This window comes from Campylobacter sp. CFSAN093260 (assembly GCF_012890095.1).
Taxonomy (GTDB): domain Bacteria; phylum Campylobacterota; class Campylobacteria; order Campylobacterales; family Campylobacteraceae; genus Campylobacter_D; species Campylobacter_D jejuni.
Genome location: NZ_CP040618.1, coordinates 1 through 26,196, shown reverse-complemented (window position 1 = coordinate 26,196; position 26,196 = coordinate 1). Strand labels below are relative to the sequence as shown.

19 protein-coding genes and 1 pseudogene are annotated in these 26,196 nt (G+C 31.6%); 11 read left to right on the top strand and 9 right to left on the bottom strand.

The annotated features are described in order from the left end of the window. The first annotated feature begins 5 nt into the window (after positions 1-5). From FBF22_RS00100 to dsbI, 4 genes are all read left to right on the top strand, one after another. On the top strand, positions 6-920 hold the full coding sequence (locus FBF22_RS00100) for a cytochrome-c peroxidase (protein ID WP_002853120.1): 915 nt from the start codon (positions 6-8) through the stop codon (positions 918-920). Further along, complete coding sequence (locus tag FBF22_RS00095) at positions 910-2,688, top strand: methyl-accepting chemotaxis protein (protein ID WP_002853148.1); 1,779 nt, start codon at positions 910-912, stop codon at positions 2,686-2,688. The genes FBF22_RS00100 and FBF22_RS00095 overlap by 11 nt, the downstream gene beginning before the upstream one ends. Before the next feature lie 105 nt (positions 2,689-2,793). Further along, a complete protein-coding gene (gene dba, locus FBF22_RS00090; protein WP_002779270.1) occupies positions 2,794-2,961 on the top strand; it encodes a disulfide bond formation protein Dba in 168 nt (55 codons plus the stop codon). A gap of 11 nt (positions 2,962-2,972) precedes the next feature. Then, on the top strand, positions 2,973-4,499 hold the full coding sequence (gene dsbI, locus FBF22_RS00085) for a disulfide bond formation protein DsbI (protein ID WP_002884672.1): 1,527 nt from the start codon (positions 2,973-2,975) through the stop codon (positions 4,497-4,499). 20 nt (positions 4,500-4,519) lie between these two features. Here the strand turns inward: dsbI and queC are convergent, their stop codons facing one another. Then, a complete protein-coding gene (queC, locus tag FBF22_RS00080; RefSeq protein ID WP_002779268.1) occupies positions 4,520-5,194 on the bottom strand; it encodes a 7-cyano-7-deazaguanine synthase QueC in 675 nt (224 codons plus the stop codon). A 77-nt stretch (positions 5,195-5,271) separates the two neighbouring features. Between queC and FBF22_RS00075 the strand changes: the two genes are divergently transcribed. Both FBF22_RS00075 and FBF22_RS00070 read left to right on the top strand, forming a co-directional pair. After that, on the top strand, positions 5,272-6,498 hold the full coding sequence (locus FBF22_RS00075) for an HD domain-containing protein (RefSeq protein ID WP_002874645.1): 1,227 nt from the start codon (positions 5,272-5,274) through the stop codon (positions 6,496-6,498). Between the two features lie 91 nt (positions 6,499-6,589). Beyond that, a pseudogene (locus FBF22_RS00070) lies at positions 6,590-6,986 on the top strand (DUF1440 domain-containing protein). An 11-nt stretch (positions 6,987-6,997) separates the two neighbouring features. Here the strand turns inward: FBF22_RS00070 and ilvD are convergent. Further along, on the bottom strand, positions 6,998-8,674 hold the full coding sequence (gene ilvD, locus FBF22_RS00065) for a dihydroxy-acid dehydratase (RefSeq protein ID WP_002872310.1): 1,677 nt from the start codon (positions 8,672-8,674) through the stop codon (positions 6,998-7,000). 159 nt (positions 8,675-8,833) lie between these two features. On the opposite strand from ilvD, the gene FBF22_RS00060 reads away from it, so the two are divergent. From FBF22_RS00060 to FBF22_RS00050, 3 genes are all read left to right on the top strand, one after another. Then, positions 8,834-9,481, top strand: coding sequence for a ferritin family protein (locus tag FBF22_RS00060; RefSeq protein ID WP_032586422.1), 648 nt, complete (start codon positions 8,834-8,836; stop codon positions 9,479-9,481). Between the two features lie 64 nt (positions 9,482-9,545). After that, entirely contained in the window at positions 9,546-9,785 is a 240-nt protein-coding gene (locus FBF22_RS00055) for a ComEA family DNA-binding protein (RefSeq protein ID WP_002855574.1), read from the top strand. Positions 9,786-9,817: 32 nt separating this feature from the next. Next, entirely contained in the window at positions 9,818-10,393 is a 576-nt protein-coding gene (locus tag FBF22_RS00050; protein ID WP_002853153.1) for a ribonuclease HII, read from the top strand. Here the strand turns inward: FBF22_RS00050 and FBF22_RS00045 are convergent, their stop codons facing one another. The 4 genes from FBF22_RS00045 to FBF22_RS00030 form a co-directional block, all read right to left on the bottom strand. Then, the gene (locus FBF22_RS00045) at positions 10,394-11,839 is read right to left on the bottom strand and encodes a glutamate synthase subunit beta (protein ID WP_002884669.1); all 1,446 of its coding nucleotides are present in this window, start codon (positions 11,837-11,839) and stop codon (positions 10,394-10,396) included. A gap of 15 nt (positions 11,840-11,854) precedes the next feature. Then, entirely contained in the window at positions 11,855-13,546 is a 1,692-nt protein-coding gene (locus FBF22_RS00040) for a DUF262 domain-containing protein (RefSeq protein ID WP_002870067.1), read from the bottom strand. Positions 13,547-13,567: 21 nt separating this feature from the next. Continuing rightward, positions 13,568-18,055, bottom strand: coding sequence for a glutamate synthase large subunit (gene gltB, locus FBF22_RS00035; protein ID WP_002884668.1), 4,488 nt, complete (start codon positions 18,053-18,055; stop codon positions 13,568-13,570). Positions 18,056-18,188: 133 nt separating this feature from the next. Beyond that, positions 18,189-19,496: a Na+/H+ antiporter family protein gene (locus tag FBF22_RS00030; protein WP_010790719.1), complete on the bottom strand. Its 1,308-nt coding sequence runs from the start codon at positions 19,494-19,496 to the stop codon at positions 18,189-18,191. 204 nt (positions 19,497-19,700) lie between these two features. Here FBF22_RS00030 and FBF22_RS00025 point away from each other — a divergent pair, with 204 nt between their 5' ends. Both FBF22_RS00025 and FBF22_RS00020 read left to right on the top strand, forming a co-directional pair. Next, positions 19,701-20,939: a sulfite oxidase gene (locus FBF22_RS00025; protein WP_002884184.1), complete on the top strand. Its 1,239-nt coding sequence runs from the start codon at positions 19,701-19,703 to the stop codon at positions 20,937-20,939. Between the two features lie 2 nt (positions 20,940-20,941). Further along, the gene (locus FBF22_RS00020) at positions 20,942-21,283 is read left to right on the top strand and encodes a monoheme cytochrome C (RefSeq protein WP_002855595.1); all 342 of its coding nucleotides are present in this window, start codon (positions 20,942-20,944) and stop codon (positions 21,281-21,283) included. A gap of 25 nt (positions 21,284-21,308) precedes the next feature. Here the strand turns inward: FBF22_RS00020 and gyrB are convergent, their stop codons facing one another. The 3 genes from gyrB to dnaA form a co-directional block, all read right to left on the bottom strand. Beyond that, complete coding sequence (gene gyrB / locus FBF22_RS00015) at positions 21,309-23,618, bottom strand: DNA topoisomerase (ATP-hydrolyzing) subunit B (protein WP_002884185.1); 2,310 nt, start codon at positions 23,616-23,618, stop codon at positions 21,309-21,311. Between the two features lie 28 nt (positions 23,619-23,646). Further along, entirely contained in the window at positions 23,647-24,714 is a 1,068-nt protein-coding gene (gene dnaN / locus FBF22_RS00010) for a DNA polymerase III subunit beta (protein WP_002855594.1), read from the bottom strand. Positions 24,715-24,873: 159 nt separating this feature from the next. Beyond that, the gene (dnaA, locus tag FBF22_RS00005; protein ID WP_002866805.1) at positions 24,874-26,196 is read right to left on the bottom strand and encodes a chromosomal replication initiator protein DnaA; all 1,323 of its coding nucleotides are present in this window, start codon (positions 26,194-26,196) and stop codon (positions 24,874-24,876) included.

The following is a 26,196-nucleotide window of genomic DNA, read 5'->3' as shown; positions in this document are numbered from 1 at the left end:
TTATCATGAAAAAAATAATAATGATTTTATGTTTATCTTATGCAAATATAGTCTTTGCAGTAGATATGATAACCCCTATTCCAAATTCCATCTCTTATGATAAAGAAAAAGCTAAACTTGGAAAAAGTCTTTATATGGATAAAAGTTTATCCAAAGATGGAAAAGTTTCGTGCAATACTTGCCATAGGCTTGATCAACACGGTGTTGATGGGCTTGAATTTTCAATAGGAGTTGATAATCAACTCGATAAACCCTTTAACACTCCTACAACCTTTAATTCTGTGTTTAATTTTGTGCAATTTTGGAATGGCAGAGCTAAAGATTTAACAGAACAAGCTATGGGACCTTTTTTCAATCCAAAAGAAATGGGGCTAAGTCCTGAACTTCTTTTACAAAAAGTTAATTCAAATGAAAATTATGTAAAAACTTTTAAAAAACTTTATGGAGAAGTTACGGTAGAAAACATAGCCCTTGCAGTTGCTGAATTTGAAAAAACCTTAATCACCCCAAATTCTCCTTTTGATCGCTATCTTAGCGGGGATCAAAATGCTATTTCAACTCAAGCTAAAAAAGGTTACGAAGATTTTAAAGCTAATGGCTGCATCTCTTGTCATCAAGGTCAAAATATAGGTGGAAATATGTTTCAAAAAATCGGTATTTTTGAAGAATACCCAAACCAAGAAGATTTAGGGCGTTATGAAATCACAAAAAGAGAAGCTGATAAAATGGTATTTAAGGTTCCTAGTCTTAGAAATATAGCCAAAACCGCGCCTTATTTTCATGATGGTTCTATACCTACTTTAGATGCTTGTGTTCAGTTTATGGCTTACTATCAACTAGGAAAATTTTTAGATCAAGAAACAGTTGACAATATAGTTGCATTCTTAGAAAGCTTAACAGGAGAATATCATGACAAATAAAAAAAGTTCATTTTTGATAAAATTTATTATCTTATCTATACTAGTTTTGACTTTCATTCTTGTTTTATTGGCTATTATTTTTAATAACTATTCTTCATCTAAAAATAACAAAGACTTGATAAACATAGTTCAGCAACTAGAAATTTCAGATGAAAAAATCAATTCTATTTTTCAAAATAGTTTTAATTTTATCAACTACGATCCAAGTGTGCAAGCAATAAAAAAAATGCAAGAAAACTTTACAAAACTTAAAACTTTTGGGATTGACATAAACAAAGCAGAAGAAATTTTTAATGCCAAACTAATCCAGCTTAATTATTTTAAATCCGCAAATTCCATAGCAGTAAATTCAAAACTTTATTTATTTGAACTAGCTAAAAATTATTTTGAAGAATTGGAACAAAACCATGAAACAAATAAAAACAACTATAAAACAATGAGTTCTATGTTAAGCGTTCTTTCAACTGAAAATATTTTACAAAAAACAACACTAAATCAACTCAACAATCTTATGAAAGAAATCAAAAATGATACAAAAAGTGAAAATTTACAACTTTTTTTAAAACACTATAAAATGATTGTAAAGCAAATTTCTATTATGCAAGATAATTCTTCTATTTATGAGAATAATTCTCTCATGAAAGAGTTAAAACAACTTAACACTTTTACCCAAAATACTATAGAACAATCTAATTTATTTAAATTTTATATCGCTTTAGCAGTATTTGGAATCACTCTTGTATTATTTGTATTTTTTATTTTATTAACACTAAAAAAAGTCATCATGCCAATTCATACTTTAGAAAAACTAAGCGCTAATTTAGCTAGCAAAGAAGCCAATCTACACTCTCGTTTAAATATAGATCCAAAAAGTGAGCTTGGACAAAGTGCTCAATATATTAATTCATTTATTTCCACCGTTCAAAACTCAATCATAGAAGCCATAGAAAATGCTAAATCAAGTCATCAAAATTCACAAAAACTCAAAAACAACTCTATGATGCTTGAAAACAGCTCTAATTCGCAACATGAACAAATTCAAGGAGTTAAAGAAATCACTCATGTTTTAGATGATCATATCAATCTTGCGGGAAATTTAGCACAAGAAAGTATAGAAAATATGCAAGATATGCACATACTAATGGATAAAGTAGAACTTACTCTATCTGAACTTGTAAATTTAATAAATGAAAACAATGAAAAAGAACAAAATATAGTAGCCAATATGGACAATCTAACCCAAAGTGCGGATAATATTATAGAAATCACAAACTCCATTAAAGACATAGCTGATCAAACTAATTTACTTGCCCTAAATGCAGCTATCGAAGCTGCAAGAGCAGGTGAACATGGGCGTGGATTTGCTGTTGTAGCCGATGAAGTTGGACAGCTTGCTGATAAAACAAGTAAATCTCTTTTAAACATCAATGCTACTGTTAATACTATAGTCCAACAAATCAATGACAACAAAGCCTTAATGGATCTTATCCATGATTCTATGAAAGAAACCTCTTCAAAAACCAATGATTTACAACAAGAACTTGTAAATTCTATGCATAAATTGGAAAGCTCTATAGAATCAACCCAAACCATGAAAGATAAAAGCATGGAAGTAAAAGATAAAATGCTTATCTTAGGAACAAATATAGATAAAGTTAACGAACTTGCAAATTCTGTTAAAGATTTATCATGTGAAATCAATAATATCTCTCAAAATGTTCTAAATGGTGCCTCTAAACTCTCCGAAAAATTAAGTAGCTTTCAGTAACTTTTTTCACGTTAATTTAACTTAACGTGAAATTTCAATAAAAATTTTATTTTTAATTTATGTTTTTCAAGTAAAATTAGCAGTTTTTATTTCAAAGGAGATACTATGGAGTTTCTTGAACTTTTATTAGTTTTAATCGCCTTGATACTGATTATCAAAAAACCAGAAAAAGAAAATTTGGCTTTTGGTTTGGTAATGGTAGCTTGGCTTTTAATGGTTTTTTTCTATGTTGGCCACAAAACAGGCGCACTATTAACAATAATGAATCTGTAAGGAAGGGCTAAATGAACGAAATCAATAAAACAAAAAATTTCTACACACTAATGTGTTTAGCAGGCTTTTTGATTATACTCTTGCCTGTAGGTATTGCAAATTTGATATTTGGTTATATGTTGGGCGATAGTCCTTGCACGCTTTGCTGGGGACAAAGAGAAGCAATGATCTTTATCGGTGTAATGGCGCTTTTCATTGTTCGTTATGGTATGAAAGGTAAATACCTTGCTGCTCTTTTAATCATGACAGCAGTAGGGCTTTATCAATCTTTTGCTCACTATGGTAATCACGCTCATAGAGATTTAGATCAAGGTTTTGGTTTAGCAGTTTTTGGTATCCATACTTATTTTTGGGCTGAAGTAGTATTTTGGGCTGTTGTATTGCTCTTAGGTGTGATTTTTGCTTTTGCTCCTAAATTTAATGCTTTTGAAGCTGAACTAAATGGAGAAAAGTTTAGAAAATATACTAAATTTAGCTTTGCAGCAGTTTTAATCAGTGCTATCATCGTAGCATCAAATGTTTTCCAAGCCTTTGTTAGCACAGGTATTCCTCCTTATGTAGGACAAGGCGATCCTGTAAGATTTAGTTTAAATCCAAAATACATCATTTGGAGTAAAGAAGGTTGGAATGGTTTATGGCAAAATATTTCTTTCTTAGGAAAACGCGATGTTAAAGCTCCTGATTATGCTTTTGCACCTGCAAGTGAAAAACTTGGCATAAAATTTGATAATGATATCAACAATGCTCCATTTGCAAAAATCAATGATGAGCTTAAAATCACAAATGAACAAACCATAAATTTTGACAAAGCCATCAATACTCTTGATTATATCAATAACGAATTTGTAGCAAGTTCTAAATGGGATGTAGCTTTCTTAGATAATAATTTTAGCGTTAAAGAAGGTTTTGAACTTGATCCTTATTTTTCAGCTACTATTGATCCAATCATCGGTATCATACCTTATATGAACGATAAATTCATTCTTATGGGCTCAAACAAATCTTTCTTAAGATTTGCAAAAAATCCTAATGCAAGTGAAGAAGATATCGCTAAACAATACGCTGACTTTGTAAAAGGCAATGATAAATTTAAAGGTCAAGGCGAAAGTTTAGGTCGCGGAAGACTTGATACCGTAAGAGCAAAATTTAACCATGTAGCAAGTATGACTACAGATGGAAATTATTTTTATCTTGCAACTGTTCCAAACAACAAAGACGCTAAAACTTTTGTAATCTCTAAAGTTTCTTTAAAAGATCGTGTTCTTTCAGGAGAATTTACTCCAAAAGCAAATCTTAAAGAAGGTAAAACTTTAGGTGATCTTTATGTAACTTCTATGACTTTTAAAGATGGGGAAATTTATGCACTTAGCAAAAATCACAATGTGATTGCCGTAATTGATCCAGTCAAAGAAGAAGTAGTGAAAACTATCGCTTTCCCAAGCTCTATCACTAATGCTAGAAGCATTTTCTTTAAAGATGGAAAAATCAATATTCTTTCTTATCAAGATGGAGCAAACAAGCTTTATACTTTAAACTAAGCTTTAAGTCCTAGTGAAAACTAGGACTTATATTTAATCTTATCTTTAAATCCTGCTTTTTCAAAACCTCTTAAACGAAGCAAACAACTATCGCACTCCCCACAAGCTTCATCTTCACTCTCATAACAAGACCAAGTAAGTTCTAAAGGTACATTTTCTTTTAAGGCTAGTTCTACAATTTTAGCTTTGTTTAGTCTAACAAGCGGAGTTTTTATACAAACTTTGAAATTCTTACTCGTACCTTCATTGATAAATTCTTGTGCCTTTTGTATAAACTCATCAGTACAGTCAGGATAACCACTGCCATCTTCTTCTACCACCCCTATAAAAATACTCTCACAATTTTCCTTTTCAGCCAAAGATCCTGCTATACTTAAGAAAATTCCATTGCGAAAAGGCACATAAGTGATAGGTGGAGTATCGCTTGTACAAAGCTCATTTTTAGGGATGTCTATACTTTTATCGGTTAAGGCATTGCCCCCTATATCTTTGATAAAACTCACATCTAAAATATAAGATTTTTCTACTTTTAAAGCCTTGCAAATTTGCTTAAAACATTCTTTTTCTTTTTCTTGAGTGCGTTGTTCATAGTCAAAATGCAAAGCGATGATTTCATAACCTTCTTTTTTGGCCAGATAAGCACACAAAGTACTATCCATACCGCCACTTATGATACAAAGTGCTTTTTTACTCATTTTTATCCTTAAATTTGCTATAATTTCACAATTTTAACGAAAATTTTTAAATTTAAATTGCAAAAAAAGGCAAAAGCATGATAAACATAAAACTCATAGAACACATTTTTAAAGCCGCTTCTATCAGTCGTTGGAATGATTATCCAAGAATGGCAAATTTGGTTGAACTTGACAAACAAGCTCATAAATTCATCATCGCATATTTTATCGCTAAAATGGAAAAAGATGTGGATATAAGAGTGATTATAGAAGGGGGAATTTTTGAGTTTTTAAGTCGTGTTGTGGTAACTGATATACGCCCTGATGTGTATCATGAAATCGTGCGTCAAAAAAAAGCTGAAGTTAATGCTTGGGTTTTAAGCAAAATCGAACCTATGATAGAAGATATAGAAGATGGGGAATTTCTAAAGCGTTTTGAAGCGTATTTAAACGGTAATGCTTATGCTAAAGAAAGACTTATCTTAAAAGCAGCTTCATATTTTGCTACAAGATGGGAATTTAACATAGTTTATCAAACCTCAGCTTTTTTAAATGATATTGATGAGATTAAAAACAAAGTTGAAGAAGAATTAGAAGATTACTATGAGCTTATAGGAGCTAGAAAAATTGCTTTAAATCAAAAAATAGCCAAAATTATTGATCTTAGCGGAAGACTTCGCTTTCAAAAACGTTGGGCTCAAACTCCACGCATACCAGAAACCGCGGTTTTAGGACATATGCTTGTGGTGGCGATTTTAGGATATTTTTACTCACTAAAAATCAAGGCTTGCGATAAAAGACTTGAGAATAATTTTTATTGTGCTTTGTTTCATGATTTGCCAGAGTCTTTAACACGTGATATTATCAGCCCTGTAAAATACGGCATTGATGGACTTCATGATATCATAAATGATTATGAAATGAAACTTATTAATGAAAGAATTTTACCCTTTGTACCTGAGGGTTTAAGGGCTGAGTTTTCTTATATTTTAGGCATTAGAGAAGGTAGAAACGGTGAGTCAAATTTTGTAAAAAATGAGTTTGAAAATCGCACTTATAAAAATGCTAAAATCGAGCTTTGCAGCGGAAGTTTAAGCTCTTTTAATGAAAATGAATTTGGTGCTATAGATGGTAAGGCGCTTAAATACTGCGATAAAATTGCTGCTTATATAGAAGCAGGACTTAGTATAAGTTATGGTGTAAAGTCTAAAGAACTTGAAAGTGGTTTTTTAGGAATGTATGAGTTTTTTAAAGAAAATCCTACCATAGATGGGGTGAATTTTTTTGAAATTTGTGAAAGTTTAAGAGAGTATTTTAAAATTTAAATAAGATTTTTATACTACTATTTTCAATATGTTTTAAATAAAAATATTATAATTTCAAATTTTATTTTGTATAAAATATAAAGGAGTTATTATGAAAAAATACTTTCAAAAGCGCTATACTTTAGCCTTTTTTATAGGTATATTAGCGGGTATTTTCGGAGCTATTGTTAAATGGGGTTGGGAAGTACCTTTTCCTCCAAGAAATCCCAATGTTTTTTGACCAGCAGATGCTTTAGAACGTGTTACTCCACCTAAAATTTTTCTAGAACAACTAGGCTTACCTACTGAAAGGTGCAGTTTTTGGATTTTTTGTTTATCTTTTTGCCCATGTTATTGTAATGCCTTTAATTGCAGAAGTTCCACCACTTTCTGAAATTCCTTTTGATGAACACCTGTCTGAAATTTTTGGCCATATTGTTTGGCTGTGGGGCATGGAAATAGTTCGTAGAGATATAAGAAATCGTATAACCAAAGAAATAGAAGAATGAAAGGAAACCTTTCATTCCATATCTAAAACCGCACCTTTACTAGCATTGCTAACAAGTTTTTGATACATTCTAAGCCATCTTGAAGACACCTCTTTTTGAGGCAATGCAAATTCTTTTTTACGTTTAGCAATTTCTTCTTCACTTACATTTGCATGGATAGTATAAGCATCTACATCAATTTCTATTTCATCTCCATCTTTTAAAAGTCCTATAAGACCACCTTCAGCTGCTTCAGGGGAAATATGACCAACGCTTAAACCCCTTGTAGCCCCGCTAAAACGACCATCGGTGATTAAAGCTACATCAGCACCTAAACCCATACCCATTAAAAGTGAAGTAGGACTTAACATTTCTTGCATACCAGGACCCCCTTTTGGACCTTCATAGCGTATTACACAAACATTTCCTTTTTGCACCTTGCCTTTGATAATGCCTTTTATAGCTTCATCTTGAGAGTTAAAACAAACAGCTTTGCCTTTAAATTTTCTTTCTCCGATTATTCCTGCGGTTTTTATAACGCAACCTTGCTCGGCTAAATTTCCAAACAAAATGGCAAGCCCACCTACTTTTGAGTAAGCATTATCTACTTTACGAATGATATTTTCATCTTTGATTTTGGCATTTTTTAAGCGTTCTTTGAGACTTTCTCCTGTAATGGTCAGTGCATCAAGTTCTAAAATATGTCCTTGTCTGCTTGAAATTTCAGCCATAACTGCACTCACACCGCCTGCTTTGTGGATATCATCCATATAAACACTATTTAGCGACGGGGCTATTTTTGCTATGTGTGCAACTTTGCTTGAGATGAAATTTAAATCTTTAATATCTAGTGCCACCCCTGCTTCACGCGAAATGGCAAGCATGTGTAAAACAGTATTGCTACTTCCACCCATTGCCATATCTACTACCATAGCATTACGCACGGCTTTTTGAGTGATGATATTGCGAATTTTAAAACGCTCATCTAAGGCGATTTCACAAATACGACGCGCTGCTTTTCTTAAAAGCTCTTCTCTTTCTTTGCTTAAAGCTAAGATGGTTCCATTACCTTCTAGTGCTATACCCATAGCTTCGCATAAGGTATTCATAGAATTTGCTGTAAACATTCCCGAGCAAGATCCACCACTTGGACAGGCTGAACATTCTATATCTTTAAATTCTTCTTCGCTAATTTTTTTGGCTTCATAAGCCCCTACAGCTTCAAAAACAGAGCTAAGACTAATCTTTTCTCCTTTTTTAGTTACCCCTGAAGCCATAGGCCCACCACTTACAAAAATGGTTGGAACATTTACTCTTAAAGCTCCCATTAACATACCAGGAGTGATTTTATCGCAGTTTGGAACACAGATTAAAGCATCAAGTTGATGAGCATTCATCACTGTTTCAATGGAATTTGCGATGATTTCACGACTTGGTAAAGAATAAAGCATACCTTCATGTCCCATAGCTATACCATCATCTACACCTATGGTATTAAACTCAAAAGGCACACAACCATTTTTGCGTATCTCATCTTTAATGATTTTAGCATAATCATTTAAAAAATAATGCCCTGGGATTATATCTATATAGCTATTTGCTACACCTATAAAAGGTTTGTCAAAATCTTCATCTTTCAAACCACAAGCACGAAGTAAAGAACGATTAGGTGCTTTTAAATGTCCTTTTTTTATCGCATCGCTTCTCATTGTAACTCCTGATAATAATTTTTTAAAATTATATTTAGCAAAGCTTAATTTTTGTGAAATTTATTTTGATATACATTTTCATAAATGATAAAAATTATTAATTGACAAAAATATTTTTTTATAATACAATGCTTTTTGATAATCAAAAAAGGAGTCAAAATGAGACAATATGAAACCTATAAATGCCAAAAATGTGGTAATGAAGTAGAAGTTCAAAATGTAGGTGGAGGTAAGCTTAGTTGTTGTGGTGAAGAAATGAAATGTATCACTACAGATTTAACTGCAGTAAATTTGATGAAAGCTTTTGCGGGCGAATCTATGGCGAGAAACAAATACGATTTATTTGCTGATGTAGCTGAAGAAGAAGGTTGGCATGCGGTTGCTAGACATTTTAGAGAAGCAGCTGAAAATGAAAAATGGCATGCAAGAGCAGAATTTAAAGCTTATCATGAAATCGTTGATGGAAAATCTTTAGAAGTAACTACAAAAAACCTAGTAAGTGCTGCAGAAGGTGAAAATTATGAGCACACAACTATGTATCCAAATTTTGCAAAAATTGCTGAAGATGAAGGTAAAAAGGCTATAGCAAGATTATTTACAGCTATTGGTAAAGTAGAAATCGAACACGAAAGAGAATATCTAGCGCTTAAAAAAATGCTTGAAGAAGAAGAATTTTTTAATAGCGAAGTAGAAGAATTATGGGTTTGTGAAGTATGCGGACATATACATCGTGGCAAAAAAGCTCCAGCAGCCTGTCCTTTATGTAAAGCACCAAAAGAGTATTTTAAACGCGAATTTTTGGGTTAAGTTAAGAAATTCTTATCCTTTTTAAGATAATATTATAATTATTTTTTAATAAAAGGATAAGAAAATGAAAAAATTACTATTTTTATTTTTTGCTTTAACGGCTTTTCTCTTTGGTGCTGTAAATATCAACACTGCAACGCTAAAAGAATTAAAAAGTTTAAATGGTATTGGCGAAGCTAAGGCTAAAGCGATTTTAGAATACCGTAAAGAAGCAAATTTTACAAGTATTGATGATCTTAAAAAAGTTAAAGGCATAGGTGATAAGCTTTTTGAAAAAATCAAAAATGATATCACAGTAGAATAAAAGGGCATTTTTGCCCTTCTTTTTAGAAAAATTTGAAAACTTTATTTGACACAAAAGAACTTTTAAACGAATTTGATATAAATTTAATCGGTATTGATGAAGCAGGACGCGGTGCTTTAGCAGGTCCTATGATGATGGCAGCTTGCAAACTGAACAAACAACTTGATGGGTTGTGTGATTCTAAAAAACTAAGCGAAAAAAAACGCGAAGAACTTTATGAAATCATCATCAAAAATTCAAACTATCTCATACTTGCTTTTTCTTCGGAACAAATCGACGCACTAGGCTTAAGCACTTGTTTAAAAAAAGGCTTAAAACTTATAAAAAAGCATTTTAAAACAGAAAATAACTTCTTATATGATGGAAACACCAACCTAGGTATAAACGGGATAAAAACACAAATCAAAGCCGACACTAGCATTTTGCAAGTAAGTGCAGCTAGCATACTCGCAAAAGTTAGTAAAGATAGGGTGATGAATTTCTTAGCTAAAGACTTTCCTTGTTATGAATTTGAAAAAAACAAAGCCTATGGCACAAAAGCTCATAAAGAATTTATAGCTAAATTTGGAATTTGCAAACTCCACCGAAAAAGTTTTAAACTTTTATGATTATTTTGCTAAATTTTGATGCAAACTCAAAGCACATTCTATACCATCTTTTATAGCCCAAACAACTAAAGATTGTCCTTTTCTAGCATCTCCACAAGCAAAGATTTTTTTATGAGTGGTTTGGAAATTTTCTGTGCTTATGTTGTTTTTCTCATCTAATTTCACTCCAAAATTTTTAGCAATAGCTTCTTCGCACCCGCTAAAACCCATAGCTAAAAGCACTAAATCCGCTTTATAAGTTTTTTTAGAATTTGAAATTTCGACATTTATAGCTTTGCCTTCTTTAAACTCGCGTTTTAAATCATTTACTTCAACACCTTCTACATGAGTTTTTCCTAAAAATTTCTTTGTCATTTTTTGATATTCCCTAGGATCTTTGCCATATACAGCAATGGCTTCTTCTAAACCATAATCAGTAGTAAAAATGTCAGCTTTTAAAGGCCAAGGATTGTTTTGGCTTCTTTGCAAAGGTCTTTTTGGACTTCTTTCAAAACGCACTATAGATTTAGCCCCTTGTCTTGTCGCTACAGCGATACAATCCACACTTGTATCCCCGCTTCCTATAACCAAGACATTTTTACCTTTGGCCATATCTGCACCCTTGTCTGTTTTTAACAAAGTTTTGGTATTTTGCGTTAAAAAATCAAGGGCAAATTCAACCCCTTTTAGCTTTCTACCTTCTATATCAAGATCTATAGGCTTACTTGCTCCTGTACAAAGCACCAAAGCATCAAATTCTTTTAGAAGTTTTGAAACCTTATCTTTGCTGTCTATATTTTCATTCACTTTAAATTCAATCCCACTTTTTTTAAGCAAATCCACCCGTCTTTGAACTATACTTTTATCAAGCTTCATATCAGGGATGCCATACATCAAAAGTCCGCCTATTTTATCGCTTCTTTCAAAAACACTTACTTTATAACCTAGTGAATTTAAAGTATTGGCACAAGCAAGCCCAGCAGGCCCACTTCCTATGACAGCGATTTTTTTGCCATTGTATTGCTTAGGTTTATTTACTCTTACTAAATTTTCCTTAAAAGCATTTTCTATAATGGATAATTCATTATTTTTGATACTCACACTTGTGCCATTTATCGCACACACACAAGAATCCTCACAAGGAGCAGGGCAAACACGACCGGTAAATTCAGGAAAAGGATTGGTAAGATCAAGTCTTTCATAAGCTTCTTTCCATAAAGAACGATAAATAAGATCGTTCCATTCAGGAATGAGATTGTTTAAAGGACAGCCCACATCTTTTCCTTCGCTCATCACACCCGTATGACAAAAGGCTACACCACAATCCATACAACGCCCACCTTGAATTTCTTGTTCTTTTTTATCCAAAGGTGTAGTAAATTCTTTGTAATTTAAAACCCTTTCTTTAGGAGCAGTTTTTTTAAAATCCACTCTTTTAAAGTCTAAAAAACCTCTTGCATTTCCCATTTTTACTCCTTAAAACTAATCAATATTTTGCTTAAAAAAGTCTACTAATCTATTATAAATCTCTTCATTTCTCTTTTCAATATCTTCCTTTAGCCAATCATTTTTAGTATACTTGGATAATTCTTGTGCTTCTAAAAAGTTTGATTCTTTATATTTTTCTTTCTTATCATCAAAATAATTGTTGCCTGCTTTAATATTTAATCTTTTTTCGAGCCACATTTTATTACCAATGGATTCAATGTAAGACTTTGCTTCTTCTTTATCCCAACCTGTATAACTTGGTCTCCATTGTGTAGTTTTTGGGAAAATATGTTCAATTTCAGCTTTAATATCAGTTTTTTGATTCGGATATTTTATATAAAGATTAAGAGTTAATAGTGCTGGAATAAGTTTATTTGCTTTAAAAAACTGTTCTTTAAACAATATCTCATTTTCTAAAATTTGCTTTGAATCTGTCTGAAAATTTAGTTCTCCTTTAGAATATAATGATGTATATGCATTAAAAACAATTGGTTTGACTTCTGCAATAGTCGGCTTATTGATAAGTTTTACTAAAAAATTAGCAATTATTTTTGCTAAAAAATTCTCATGGTTTTTATAATAATTTATTTTTTTATCTTGACAATACATATAATATGCACTATCTAAATATTTCCAATATTCATTTGGTAACTCATTTAAAACTTCATAAAATTGATATGACCTATTATTATATAAATCACTAAATTCATCATTCCAAAATTTACTAAGCTGTTCAATTTCACTTATAATATTATCATCTTGTAAAATATTCTTGTACTCTTTAGTAAAAAAAACTCTTAAACCAATTTCACTTGTTTTAATTTTATTTCTAGCACGAATAACATGCATATAATTTCTAAATATAAAATCCATATCTTTTTTATCTTCAAGTTCTTTCCACTTATTTGCAAATTCTTTTCTTCTTTCTAAAGTTTTTTTGCTTTTAAAAATAATACTTTTAAAAATATCAGAATCACTAAGTGGAATTCCTCTATTATTTAAAGTATTAAAAATTCTTAAAGCATTCTCAAGCCTAGAATCTTCATCATAACCTTCGCATTCTATAGGAAGCAAAATACAAGATTTTAATAAAACTACACAAAATTTTTCCCATTTAGTTGGATTTTCTTTTGCAAATTCATCAGATTTTAAAAGAAAAAATAAATAATTTTTCTCATAATTAGATTTAACTTTTTTAATCTTTGTTTCAATATCATTATTTTCTAGTCTATATTCATTAGTCAAAATTTGTTTTAATATATCTTCATCTTCTTTCGTAATAACATCACTTTCTAAATGTGACGCGTTATAGTCTGCTTTTCCGCTAATATCATCAATATCCCATAAACAGCTTTCAAGCATTGCCACAAGATTTTTTGTTTCTTCACTTCTATCTTTAAAAGCTTTTACATATAAAGCTTTTAACAACAAACTTAAAGATATTGTTCTTTGTTGTCCATCTATAATATTTTGATGATTATTTTGCTTATACATCACAATACTACCCAAAAAATATTCATCTTCAGGTTTTCTATCCTCATCATTAAAAAAAGTAACAATATCATTCCACAACTGTTCACATTCTTCTAATGTCCAAGCATAAGGTCTTTGATACATTGGGATTAAAAATTTATTTTTAGAAAGATAATCTAAAACACTTTTTCTTTCTGTTTTCATTTCAGCCATAATTTCTCCTCTAATAAAAATTTATTGTGTGATTTTCAAAAATGCTGCTAAATTTGGATCTTTTTCATTTTTACAAAGATCAAGCATTTTTAACATCTTTTCATAATCTCTTGGCATGACTTTAAAAAAGTCTTTTTTATCGAATTTTTCTAAGATATCTTTAGCCTTTTTAGAATCTGTATAAGCGATATGTTTTTCTATCACGGCTTTTAATTCTTTTTCATCCTTGGCATTAAGATCTTTAATATCCACAAGCTCGGTATTTACATGAGCTTCATTGTGTCTTCCAAAGATATAAACAACGCCCCCACTCATACCAGCAGCGAAATTCGCACCCACATCTCCAAGAACTACAACTTTTCCACCTGTCATATATTCACAACCATGCACACCTGTTCCTAAAACCACAGCCAAAGCTCCTGAATTTCTTACACAAAATCTTTCCCCTGCTATACCATCTAAATACACTTCACCTTTTGTAGCTCCATATAAACAAGCATTTCCTGCGATAATATTTTCTTCAGGTGAAAAAGTGGCTTCATTTGAAATTTTTGCTATGATTTTGCCACCACTTAAACCCTTGCCTAAATAATCATTGCTATCGCCTATAATCTCAAGTTTAATACCCTTTAACAAAAACGCCCCAAAGCTATTGCCTGCATTGCCTATAGCTTTGATATGGATACTATCTTCATCTAAAGCATCTTTTCCATAAGTTTTTAAAATTTCACTTGAAAGCATAGTCGCAAAAGTACGGCTTTGGTTTCCTACTTCTAAAGAAAGTTTGATAGGCTCTTTTTTCTCCACAGCATTTTTACAAAGCGGAAGTAAAATTCTATAATCAATCGTTTTTTCAAGCTTGTTATCTTTATAGTCTTTAAAATGCACAGCGGTTCTATTATAAGTAGGCAAGGATTTTAAAATTTTATCTAAATTTAGCTTTCCTGCTTTACCTTGCACACTTTTTTGGCGGAGTTTATCCACGCGACCTATCATATCATCTAGGCGTTCAAAACCAAGCCTTGCCATGTATTCTCTAAGCTCCTGGGCTATAAAATACATGAAATTAATCACATCATCTACTTTGCCTTTGAAACGATCTCTAAGTTCTGTATCTTGAGTGGCTATACCAAAAGGACAGGTATTTAGATGACAAACTCTCATCATTGTACAACCTAAAACAATCAAAGGCGCGGTTGCAAAACCAAATTCTTCAGCTCCTAAAAGTGCTGCTATGGCTAAATCACGCCCATTCATAAGCTTTCCATCAGTTTCTAATCTTACCCTATCTCTAAGCTTATTTAAGATCAAAGTTTGATGCGTTTCAGCTAAGCCTAACTCCCAAGGAATTCCAGCATGCGGTATAGAAGTTCTAGGACTTGCACCCGTACCTCCATCATAACCTGAAACAAGGATTAAATTCGCGCCTGCCTTAGCCACACCTGCAGCAACCGTTCCTATGCCATTTTCGCTTACAAGTTTTACTGAAATTTTAGCGTCTTTGTTCGCATGTTTTAAATCATAAATGAGTTGAGCCAAATCCTCAATAGAATAAATATCATGATGAGGAGGTGGGGAAATAAGCGTCACACCTGCAGTAGAATGTCTAGCCTTAGCTATCCAAGGATAGACTTTAAAGCCCATTAATTGTCCGCCCTCACCTGGTTTTGCACCTTGAGCGACTTTGATTTGAATTTCTTTTGCATGACTTAAGTAGTTTAAATCCACGCCAAAACGCCCACTTGCTACTTGCTTAATGGCTGAGTTTTTATCCACACCCTCTTTGATTTCATAGCGTTCTTCATCCTCACCACCTTCACCTGAATTTGATTTAGCACCTATTTTATTCATAGCCCGTGCTAAACACTCGTGCGCTTCTTTAGAAATAGAACCATAACTCATCGCCCCTGTTCTAAAGCGTTTAACTATACTTTCTACACTTTCAACCTTATCTATACTGATAGCTTCACTAAAATCAAATTCCATCAAAGAACGCAAATTAACTTGTTTTTCATCTACTAAAGCCGAGTATTTTTTAAAGCTTTTATAGTCTTTGTTGCGACAGGCTTGCTGAAGATTAAAAATCACAAGTGGATCGATTAAATGTTCTTCTTTAGCACTTCTAAAACCATGAATTCCTTTAGAATCTAAAGCCTTATGCGTATCGTTAAAAGCATGTTTATGTAAAGCAATGAGCTCTTTTTCAAAATCTTCTAAATCCATACCTTCAATGCGTGAAGTTGTAGAAGTGAAGTATTTATCAATCACTTTAGAGCTTAAGCCCAGACATTCAAAAAGTGCAGAGCCATTATAACTTTGCAAGGTAGAAACTCCCATTTTAGAAGCAATTTTGACTATGCCACTTGAACTTGCCTTGATGAAATTTTCTACCGCCTTTTCATAACTTAAATTTAAATCTTTATTGGCAATAAGTTTTTGTATGCTCTCATAAACCAAATAAGGATTAATAACAGTCGCACCATAACCTAAAAGACATGCAAAATGATGAATTTCTCTAGGTTCACCACTTTCGATAATAAGACTTGTGTGTGTTCTTAAATTTTTTCTTACTAGATGATTATGCACTCCAGAAACAGCAAGCAAAGCGGGGATATAAGCGTTTTTTTCATCCACTCCTTTATCGCTTAAAATGATAATAGAAACACCTTTTTTAACCTCATCTTCTATCTTAACGCAAAGCTCATCTAAAGCCTTTTCTAAAGTTTTTTTAGAATAATCATAAAGTATAGAAAATTCTTTAACTTGAAATTTATTTAAAGCCTTAACTTCAAAAAGTTCTTCATTGCTTATCACAGGCAAGGCTATTTTTACGCGTTTTGCATTGTTTTCATCAGGTTTTAATAAATTGCCTTCGCTTCCTAGATAAATCCTTGTAGAAGTAACAATCTCTTCTCTTATGGCATCAAGAGGAGGATTAGTTACTTGTGCAAAAAGTTGTTTAAAATAATTATACAAAGGTTGATAAGTTTTAGAAAGTATAGCCAAAGGAGTATCTACACCCATAGCTGCTATAGCTTCTTTACCATTTTGAGCCATAGCAGCCACACTCATTTTAAGCTCATCATAACTCCAACCAAAAGCTTTTTGGAGTTTTAAAACCTCATCTTCTTTTAAAAACTGATGTTTATAAACTCCGCTTTTTTGTTTTTCAAGTTCAACTAAATTTTTAAGCCATTTTTTATAAGGCTTAGCATTAGCATAATGCTCTTTGATTTCATTATCAGCTATAACCCTACCTCTTGCTGTATCAACGAGTAAAAGTTTTCCAGGTTCTAAGCGTTTTTTGGCTTTGATATTTTTTTCATCAAGTTTTAAAGCCCCTGTTTCACTTGAAAGTATGAGCATATCATCTTTTGTAAGATAATACCTTGAAGGACGAAAACCATTTCTATCCAAACTCGCCCCCATAATCACTCCATCAGTAAAAACTATAGCAGCAGGCCCATCCCAAGGCTCCATCAATAAAGAATGATATTCATAAAAAGCACGCTTTTTGCTTTCCATATTTTCATTTTTATGCCAAGGTTCTGGCACCATCATCATAAAAGCTTCTTCTAAAGTACGACCATTTAGAGCTAAAAATTCTAAAGTATTATCAAACATTGCAGAATCACTGCTAGGCTTAGCTATGATAGGAAAAATTTCATCTAAATTTTCAAAATACTCACTTTGCATCAAGCCTTCTCTAGCTCTTATGCTATCGACATTTCCGCGTATGGTATTAATCTCTCCATTATGCACCATATAACGGTTTGGATGGGCTCTTTCCCAACTTGGGAAGGTATTAGTCGAAAAGCGAGAATGCACCAAAGCGATGGCTGATTTCATATTGACATCTTTAAAATCAAGATAAAAATCGCTCAATTGAGTTGAAAGAAGCATTCCTTTATAAACTATGGTGCGTGAAGAAAAACTTGAAAAATAAAATTTTGGCACATTAATAGCTCTTTTTTCTATAAGTCGACGCATACTATAAAGCACTCTTTCAAACTCAAGTCCTGCACTTATTTTACTTGGTTTTTTTACAAAGGCTTGTAAAAAATAAGGCATAGCTTTTAAAGCACTTGCACCTATATCGCTAGGATTAAAAGGCACTTCTCTAAAACCTAAAAATTCAAGTTTTTTATCCTTTAAACCTTGTAAAAATATTTCTTTTGCTTCTTCTTTTGCATCAGTATTGGGTGATAAAAACATCTGTGCTACAGCATAATCACCCTTTTTAGGAAGTTCAAAACCCAATTCTTGAGTTTTAAAAAAATCATGTGGAATTTGGATTAAAATCCCCGCCCCATCACCTGAATTTTCTTCAGCTCCTGCACCACCTCGGTGTTCAAGATTCATCAAAATTTCTAAAGCATCACAAATAACCTTATAAGAAGCAATACCGCGTATATTAGCAACTGCAGCGATACCACAGGCATCGTGTTCGTTCTTTGGGTGATATAAACCTATGCTTTGATTATTTTCTAGGATATTTTCTAAATCCATTTTGCTCTCCTTATAAGACTGATTTAAATTTTGTTAGCTTTATAAGGATTATAGCATACATTTTTTTAAAATCGATATAATTTTTATCTTAAAAATAAATAAATTAAAAAATATTTTGATAGATTTGCAAAAATTATAAAAACATGGCGATAATACTACCCAAAATCAATAATGGACCATTATAAAAAATAAAAGTTGGTATGCAAGTATCTTTAATGTGATCGTGTTGTTTATCAGCATTTAATCCTACAGTAGTTCCCATGGTTGTTTCACTGGCTGGACTTCCTGCATCTCCTAAAGCTCCTGCTACTCCTAAGATAAATATAATAAGTGCTGTACTAAAACCAAGTTCCAAACAAATAGGACAAAAAAGCGTAGCTATGATAGGTATAGTTCCAAAAGAAGTACCTATACCCATAGTGATGATAAGTCCTATTAAAAGCATGAAAAATACTGCTAAAAATTTACTTTGCTCCATCCAAGGAACGACTGAATTTACAAGATCTACTACTGATCCACTTTCTTTTAAAACTTCTCCATATCCTGCAGCAACAAGGATAACAAAAGCTATAAAACCCATCATTTTAAGCCCATCATCAAAAACTTCATTGACTTTTGAAAATTCAACTCCACCCAAAATAACCATTAAAACAAAACCCAAAAGCCCTGATAAAGGTAAATTCATAGTCAAAATTTGCAAAATTAAAGTTAAAACAAGCCCAGCTAAAACGCCCCATTCCTTACGCGTCATTTCAAGATTTTCTAAATCCACTTTAGCAATTTCTACTTCTTGATACTCTCTTGGCTTACGATAAAACACAAAAAGCGCTAGAAAAAGTCCTGCTATCATACAAATAGCAGCAAAATACATAGTATTTGTAACATCATTTAAAGATGCACTTACATTATTTGCATTTAAATTATCTTTTAAAAGATCTTGAAAAGTAAGCCCAAAACCTACTGGCAAAACCATATAAGGCGTAGTAAGTCCAAAAGTTAAAGCACAAGCAACCGCTCTACGATCGATTTTAAGTTTATTAAAAAGACTTAAAAGAGGTGGAATCAACAAAGGTATAAAAGCTACATGAATAGGAATTAAATTTTGAGAAAAACAAGAAATCAAAGCTATAGACAAAAGCAATAAATATTTTTTATGAGATATAAAATGACTTACTATCTTAATCAAATATGCAGTTAAATTTGTCTTTGAAATCGCTGCGGCAATGGCTCCTAAGAGTATATAGCTAAGAGCTGTTTTTAAATTTTCTTTCATTCCGCTTATAAGTATATTCATAGTATCTACGAGTTCAAGATGAGAAAATACACCTGCAATAAGAGCTGAGATCAAAAGACTCAAAAGCACATTAAAACGAAACAAACAAAGTAAAGTCATCAAAACAACACTGATAATGATAGGATTAGTAAGTAAAGTCAAAATCATTCCTTAAATAATTTTAAAAATTTAATTGTAGAAAAAACTTAGTTAAAATGTAATAAAACTCGAACATATGATGATTTTATTTTAATATGTAAAATTATAAAAATAATTAATTTTTTTAATTTAAATAATTAATTATATTAATTATTTAAATTTTTAAAATTTATAATAAAATAAAAGATTATATAAATATTTAAGGATATTTCAATGAAACAGAACGATCAAAAAGAAAATCGTAGAGACTTTCTAAAAAATATAGGACTTGGTTTATTTGGCATTAGTGTATTGTCAAATTTTTCTTTTGAGAATTTTTTAGGAAGTAAGGCTTTGGCAAAAGAATTGCCTGATTTTAAAATAGAAGGTAAAAAAGATCTTATCTACCATGGCGAAAAACCATTAACAGCAGAAACTGAAATTTATGCTCTTGATTCTGATTTTACTAAACCTGAAAATTTCTTTGTTAGAAATAATGGCTTACCACCAAGCCTAGAAACGATAAAAGAAAGACTTCACAAAGGTTGGACTTTAGAAATCGATGGAGAAAGCATTATCAATAAAAAATCTTACACCATAGAAGATTTAAAAAAGAAATTTAAAACCTATACTTATGCCTTAACAGTTGAATGCGGTGGAAATGGTAGATCCGAAGTTATACCTAGCACAAAAGGAACTCAATGGGGTTATGGTGCAGTAGCTTGCGGTAGATGGACAGGAGTGCGTTTAAAAGATATTTTAAAAGATTGTGGCATCAAAAATGATACGGTTTATATCGGATATTATGGCATAGATACAAAATTAAATGGTGAAGAAACTTCACCTATTAGTAGAGGAGTTCCTATTTCTAAAGCTTTACAAGATGAAACTCTAATAGCTTGGGCTTATGAAGGCAAAGATATTCCTTTAGTCAATGGCTATCCACTTAGACTTGTTTGTGGTGGTTACCCTGCAAGTACAAGCGGTAAATGGCTTTATAAAATTTCAGTAAGAAATAAAATTCATGATGGTGAAAAAATGGAAGGTTCTTATAAAGTTCCTGTAAATCCGGTAAAACCAGGAGATTTTAACTATAAAGGCGAGATGAAAATCATAGAATCAATGCCTATAAGATCTGTAATTACTAATATCAAAAATGGTTCTGAAATAAAAGCAAATAAAAAATTTGAAGTTAGAGGTAAAGCTTGGGCTGGAGAACTTGAAGTTAGTGAAGTTTATGTAAGCAATGATTATGGCGTAACATGGACTAAAGCAAAGGTAGAAAAACCATTAAATAGATTAGCATGGCAAAAATGGAGTGCTCAAATATCAATACCAACAAAAGGATATTATGAAATTTGGGCAAGAGCTATCGATAGTCAAGGTAACAGTCAACCTATGGTTTTAGCACAGTGGAATCCAGGAGGATATATCAATAATGCATGCCATAGAGTTAATGTTTATGGAGTTTAAGTATGAAAAAAATTATATTGATCTTAGCATTGTTTTTAAGTGCAAGTTGGGCTCAAAATCTTGAAATTAACCCTGATACAGGATTGATTATCGATCCTGATTCACCTTTAGTGGAAGCAAATTGTTTAGCTTGTCATGGATCCAATCTCATTACTAATATGCATGCAAGTAAAAAAGCTTGGTTAGCAGCTATAAGATGGATGCAAGATAGTGAAGGACTTTGGGAAATAGAACCTGAAGATGAAGAAAAAATTTTAAATTATCTTGAAAAATATTATGGAGAAAAATACGATACAAGAAGAAGAATTCCTCTAGCTATATTCTTACAAAACAAAACTCATTGAAGAAATGATTTCTTCAATGATAAATTTACACATCCAAATGCTTTACATCTTTAGCGTGTGCTTGGATATAATCGCGTCTTGGTTCAACCTCATCACCCATAAAGAGATTAAAGGTATCATTTGCACTTTGTGCATCTTCAATAGTGATTTTTAAAAGTCTTCTTACGCTTGGATCCATTGTAGTTTCCCAAAGTTGCTCAGGATTCATTTCCCCTAAACCTTTATAGCGTTGTATAGTAGCACCTTTTTTAGCATTGGTTTCAACATCTTCAAGAACTTCTAAAATATCTTTATCAAATTCCAAGCCTCTATCTTTAATCTTATCAAAAATATAATTTGCTTCTTCATATAGTGGATGAGTGAAAAGTTCTTCATTGATCACAAGTTCTTCTAAGCCATTTTGAGTTTGAACGAAAGCTCGAATTTCATTTTCGTTGATATAATGATTTAAGATATTGTGTCCTTGTGTTTCTAAAAATTGTTTGATTACACTAAATAATTCTTCATTATTTCCTTTAACTAAATTTGAATTTTCTATCATATAGCGTATCACAGAAATCACATTAAAACGCTTTTCAAGATCTTTTAAAATCGCACGATAAGCTGCAACGATTTTTAAATAATCTTTTAAATCATTCATTCCTATACCTTCATAGTTTAAACCTTCTATTCCTGTTTCTATCAGGTATTCGCTCAAAGCTTTTTCATCTTTTAAATAAATTTGCTTTTTAGCTTTTTTATAAAGATATAAAGGTGGTTGTGCTAGATAAATATGTCCATTTGCTACAAGTTCATTCATAAAACGGAAGAAGAAAGTTAAAAGCAAGGTTTGTATATGTGATCCATCAACATCCGCATCTGTCATGATGATGATTTTATAATATCTAAGTTTTGAAAGATCAAAATCTTCACCTATACCACAGCCAAAAGCGGTAATCATATTTTGAATTTGCTCAGATTTTAAAATTTTATCTAGTCTTGCTTTTTCAACATTTAAAATTTTACCACGCAAAGGCAGTATAGCTTGGAAAGATCTTTCTCTACCTTGTTTTGCAGAACCTCCTGCAGAATCCCCTTCCACAAGATAAATTTCACTTTCACTTGGATCTTTACTTTGACAATCAGCTAATTTCCCTGGTAAAGTTCCTACGCTTAAACTTTCTTTTTTACGCGTTAATTCTCTAGCTTTTTTCGCTGCTTCTCTTCCTCTAGCTGCCATTAAGGCTTTGTTCATTATAGCTTTAGCTTCGATAGGATTTTCTTCAAAATATTTAGTCAAATATTCAAAACTTGCTTTTGAAACTATAGGACGCACATAAGTTGAACCAAGTTTTCCTTTGGTTTGTCCTTCAAATTGTGGTTCAGGCACCTTTACACTCACAACAGCGATCAAGCCTTCACGCACATCTTCGCCTGTGATTTTATTATCCTTTTCTCTAGCACTTGCATTTGCTTCTATATAGTTACTTATCACACGAGTTAAACCCATTCTAAAACCAGCTTCGTGTGTTCCACCATCTGGAGTTTTGATATTATTTACAAAAGAGAGTAAATTTTCACTATAAGTATCATTGTAAAGCAAAGCTACTTCAACATTCACATCTTCTTCATCTACGCTAAAGAAAATTGCTTTAGTTAAAGCTTCTTTTTTATTTAAGTCTATAACAAACTGAGAAATTCCACCTTCAAAGTGAAAACTTTCATGTTTGCCTACGCGGTTATCTTTAAAATTTATAGTGATTTTTGGATTTAAGTATGCAAGTTCACGAAATCTTTTAGCCAAAATTTCATAATCAAATTCAGTCACTTCAAAAATTTGATCATCAGGCCAAAATTCTATAGTTGTTCCTGTTTTTTTACTTTTTCCTATCACACCAAATTCACTGATAACTTTACCTTCTGAAAATTCTTGACGATAAATTTCTCCATTTCTTTCAACTGTAGCTACAAGTTTTTTAGAGAGTGCATTTACAACTGAAACCCCAACACCGTGCAAACCGCCTGAAACTTTGTAAGTATCTTTATCGAATTTTCCCCCTGCATGTAGGACAGTTAAAACAACAGTTAAAGTTGGCATATTTTCAGTTGGGTGCATATCAACAGGAATACCACGACCATTATCACTAACTATACAGCTTCCTTTAGTAGTGATTTCTACATCTATAGTATCACAATGTCCTGCCATAGCTTCATCGATAGAATTATCCACAACTTCATAAATCATATGATGAAGTCCGCCTATGTTTGTATCTCCTATATACATACCTGGGCGTTTTCTAACAGCTTCTAGGCCTTTTAGGACTTTAATATTACTCGCACCGTAATTTTCTTGCATATTTTTCCTTTATCTTTTACTTGTTTTATTACAAAATCATAGGCATGATAATCATTGATAGTCCTTGGGATTTGACTATAAATGCTGAATTAGGTTCATTTACACTTAAAGTGAATTTTTCTTCTTCTATAGAAGTTAAGAAATCAAGTAAATATTTGATTTTTATAGTAAGATTAAATTCTTCACTTACTCCTGTTTGAATTTCAAGCTCTGTTTTTGCTTCCATATTGTCTAAACTTATACCTTCAAAGATGATTTTATCTTTGTTAAAATGAAGTTTCATTTTTTCAGTTACAACGCTGATTTTTTTAAGACTATCTATAAAATCTTCAGTTGAAAAGCTGAGTTCTTGTTTGAAAGTTTTTGGTATAACTTTTTCATAATCTGGAAATTTATCGTTAATAAGTTTTGTAAAGAATTCAAAGTTTTCATTTTTAGCAATAAGCATATTTTGATCATAAAAAATTTCTATTTTTTCATAGAAAAGTTTTTGCATTTCCATAATAGCTTTTTTAGGGATACTAAAACTAAATTCTTGATTATTTGCTTTTTCTAAAGTATAGATTGCAAGGCGTTTTGTATCAGTTCCTACGAAGTTAATTTTATCTGTTTTTATATCTAAAAATGCACCATTTAAGGAGTATTTTGGGTTGTTTGTATCAATACTTGGTAATATCTTTTTAAGAGAACGACTTAAGTCACTTGAATCAATGTCAAATTGGTTTTTTCCTTCTGTATTTGGAAAATTTGGAAAATCTTCATGATTAAACATAGGAAGTTTGTATTTTGTGCTTTTTTGTCTTATAAATAAAAAATTATCAATGGTTTCTAAAACAACTTCTTCATTGTTTAAGCTTTTAATAACATCTGCAATACTTTTTGCGTTTGCAGTAGCAAAGCCACTTGATTCTACGCGGATTTTTTTTATCTTATAGTTGATACCTATTTCATAATCACTAGCTCTAATAAGAAGTTTATCTTCATCAGCATGAAAAAAAAGATGAGAAGTAATGGTGCTTGAGTCTTTTTTTTCTACATAAGCATTACATAAAATCACTGCAGATTCTAAAGTATTTTTATTGATACTTAACTTCATTTTTTCTCCTTGGTTTATTTTAATTTTAAATTCGTTGTAATAATAAGCTTGTTGAAATTGTGAAATTCTTCAAAGCAAAATAATCAAATTTGTATTTTATCATACTTTGCTTAATTTCTTTTTTTCACACTCTAGAATTTATTTTTCACATCCTTTCACTTAACTTTGACTTTTAACAAGAATTTTGTTTTTAAGTTCTTCGATTTTTGCTTTTAAAGAACCATCATTTTCTATCATTTCTGTGATTTTTTTAACATTATGTGAAATAGCTGTATGATCTTTCATTTCAAAATAATTCGCAAGTTGTGGCATAGTCAAAGCCGTAAGTGCCCTAGCTAGGTAAATCACAATGCGTCTTGCTGTGACTATATTTTGAGTTTTTTTATTGGATTTCACATCGCTTGGTTTGATGTTAAATTCTTTACATACCAAAGATAAAATGTCATCTATAGTGATATTTTCTTTCTTTTCTTTGATATGATCTTTCATCACACTTTTGGCAAGTTCGAGTGTGATTTCTTGTCCTAGTATGGTTGCATAAGCATTTAAACTTATGATGATACCTTCGATTTCTCTTATATTATCCCCTAAAGAAGTGGCGATATAGTTTATGATATCATTAGAAAGATTGATATCGTTAAATTCACATTTTTTTCTTATGATGGCTATTTTTGTATCTAGTTGAGGTGGAGTTATATCAGCTATGATCCCATGTGCAAAACGACTTTTTAAGCGTTCGGTTATACCTTTTAGCATATTGGGTGGATTGTCTGAAGTCATGATGATTTGTCCATCGTTATTTTTGATTTCATTAAATATAAAGAAAAATTCTTCTTGAATTTTATCGGTTTTTCCTAAAAACTGCACATCATCTATAAGTAAAACATCGCAGTTTCTATATTTTTCATGAAATTTATCTAAAGAGCCATTTTTTAAATTTGAAGTAAAATCATTGATAAAATTTTCACTGGTAGCGTAAATAACTTTTTTTCCCATTTCTAAGCTTGCATTTCCAACTGCTTGAAGTAAATGTGTTTTTCCAAGTCCTGTAGGCCCATAAACAAAGATAGGATTATAAAGTTTTCCAAGTTTGTCTTTATGTATTATAGCTTTACATGCTCCATAAGCGTATTTGTTAGAATCCCCCACAACAAAACTTTCAAAAGTAAAAGAAGGATTTAAAATCGTGCTTTGTGCTTTTATATGAGCTATGTCGATTTTTGTGCTTTTGTTACTTTGTTTAGCACTTTGTGCTTGTATATTTATAATGGCTTTATTTCCACTTTGCACTTCATAAAAATGTGCGATTTTTTTACCGTATTTTGTTTGTATGAATTTAGCCATGAGTTCATTTGGAGCGTTAAAAACTAAAAGATCTGCTTTGCTTTGTTTTTCGTTGAATTTTAAATTTGATAAATAGTTTTCGTATTCGTTTTCACTTAATTCTTTTTTTAAATTTTCAAGTATTTGGCTTGGATTCAT

Bases quoted from the DNA above. Each gene is read 5' to 3' on its own strand.
- dsbI (WP_002884672.1), top strand. From the start codon at position 2,973: ATGAACGAAATCAATAAAACAAAAAATTTCTACACACTAATGTGTTTA.
- ilvD (WP_002872310.1), bottom strand. From the start codon at position 8,674: ATGAGAAGCGATGCGATAAAAAAAGGACATTTAAAAGCACCTAATCGT.
- FBF22_RS00025 (WP_002884184.1), top strand. From the start codon at position 19,701: ATGAAACAGAACGATCAAAAAGAAAATCGTAGAGACTTTCTAAAAAAT.
- FBF22_RS00060 (WP_032586422.1), top strand. From the start codon at position 8,834: ATGAGACAATATGAAACCTATAAATGCCAAAAATGTGGTAATGAAGTA.
- dba (WP_002779270.1), top strand. From the start codon at position 2,794: ATGGAGTTTCTTGAACTTTTATTAGTTTTAATCGCCTTGATACTGATT.
- FBF22_RS00045 (WP_002884669.1), bottom strand. From the start codon at position 11,839: ATGGGAAATGCAAGAGGTTTTTTAGACTTTAAAAGAGTGGATTTTAAA.
- dnaN (WP_002855594.1), bottom strand. From the start codon at position 24,714: ATGAAGTTAAGTATCAATAAAAATACTTTAGAATCTGCAGTGATTTTA.
- FBF22_RS00100 (WP_002853120.1), top strand. From the start codon at position 6: ATGAAAAAAATAATAATGATTTTATGTTTATCTTATGCAAATATAGTC.
- FBF22_RS00075 (WP_002874645.1), top strand. From the start codon at position 5,272: ATGATAAACATAAAACTCATAGAACACATTTTTAAAGCCGCTTCTATC.
- gltB (WP_002884668.1), bottom strand. From the start codon at position 18,055: ATGGATTTAGAAAATATCCTAGAAAATAATCAAAGCATAGGTTTATAT.
- FBF22_RS00030 (WP_010790719.1), bottom strand. From the start codon at position 19,496: ATGATTTTGACTTTACTTACTAATCCTATCATTATCAGTGTTGTTTTG.
- FBF22_RS00055 (WP_002855574.1), top strand. From the start codon at position 9,546: ATGAAAAAATTACTATTTTTATTTTTTGCTTTAACGGCTTTTCTCTTT.
- FBF22_RS00040 (WP_002870067.1), bottom strand. From the start codon at position 13,546: ATGGCTGAAATGAAAACAGAAAGAAAAAGTGTTTTAGATTATCTTTCT.
- dnaA (WP_002866805.1), bottom strand. From the start codon at position 26,196: ATGAATCCAAGCCAAATACTTGAAAATTTAAAAAAAGAATTAAGTGAA.
- FBF22_RS00095 (WP_002853148.1), top strand. From the start codon at position 910: ATGACAAATAAAAAAAGTTCATTTTTGATAAAATTTATTATCTTATCT.
- FBF22_RS00020 (WP_002855595.1), top strand. From the start codon at position 20,942: ATGAAAAAAATTATATTGATCTTAGCATTGTTTTTAAGTGCAAGTTGG.
- gyrB (WP_002884185.1), bottom strand. From the start codon at position 23,618: ATGCAAGAAAATTACGGTGCGAGTAATATTAAAGTCCTAAAAGGCCTA.
- queC (WP_002779268.1), bottom strand. From the start codon at position 5,194: ATGAGTAAAAAAGCACTTTGTATCATAAGTGGCGGTATGGATAGTACT.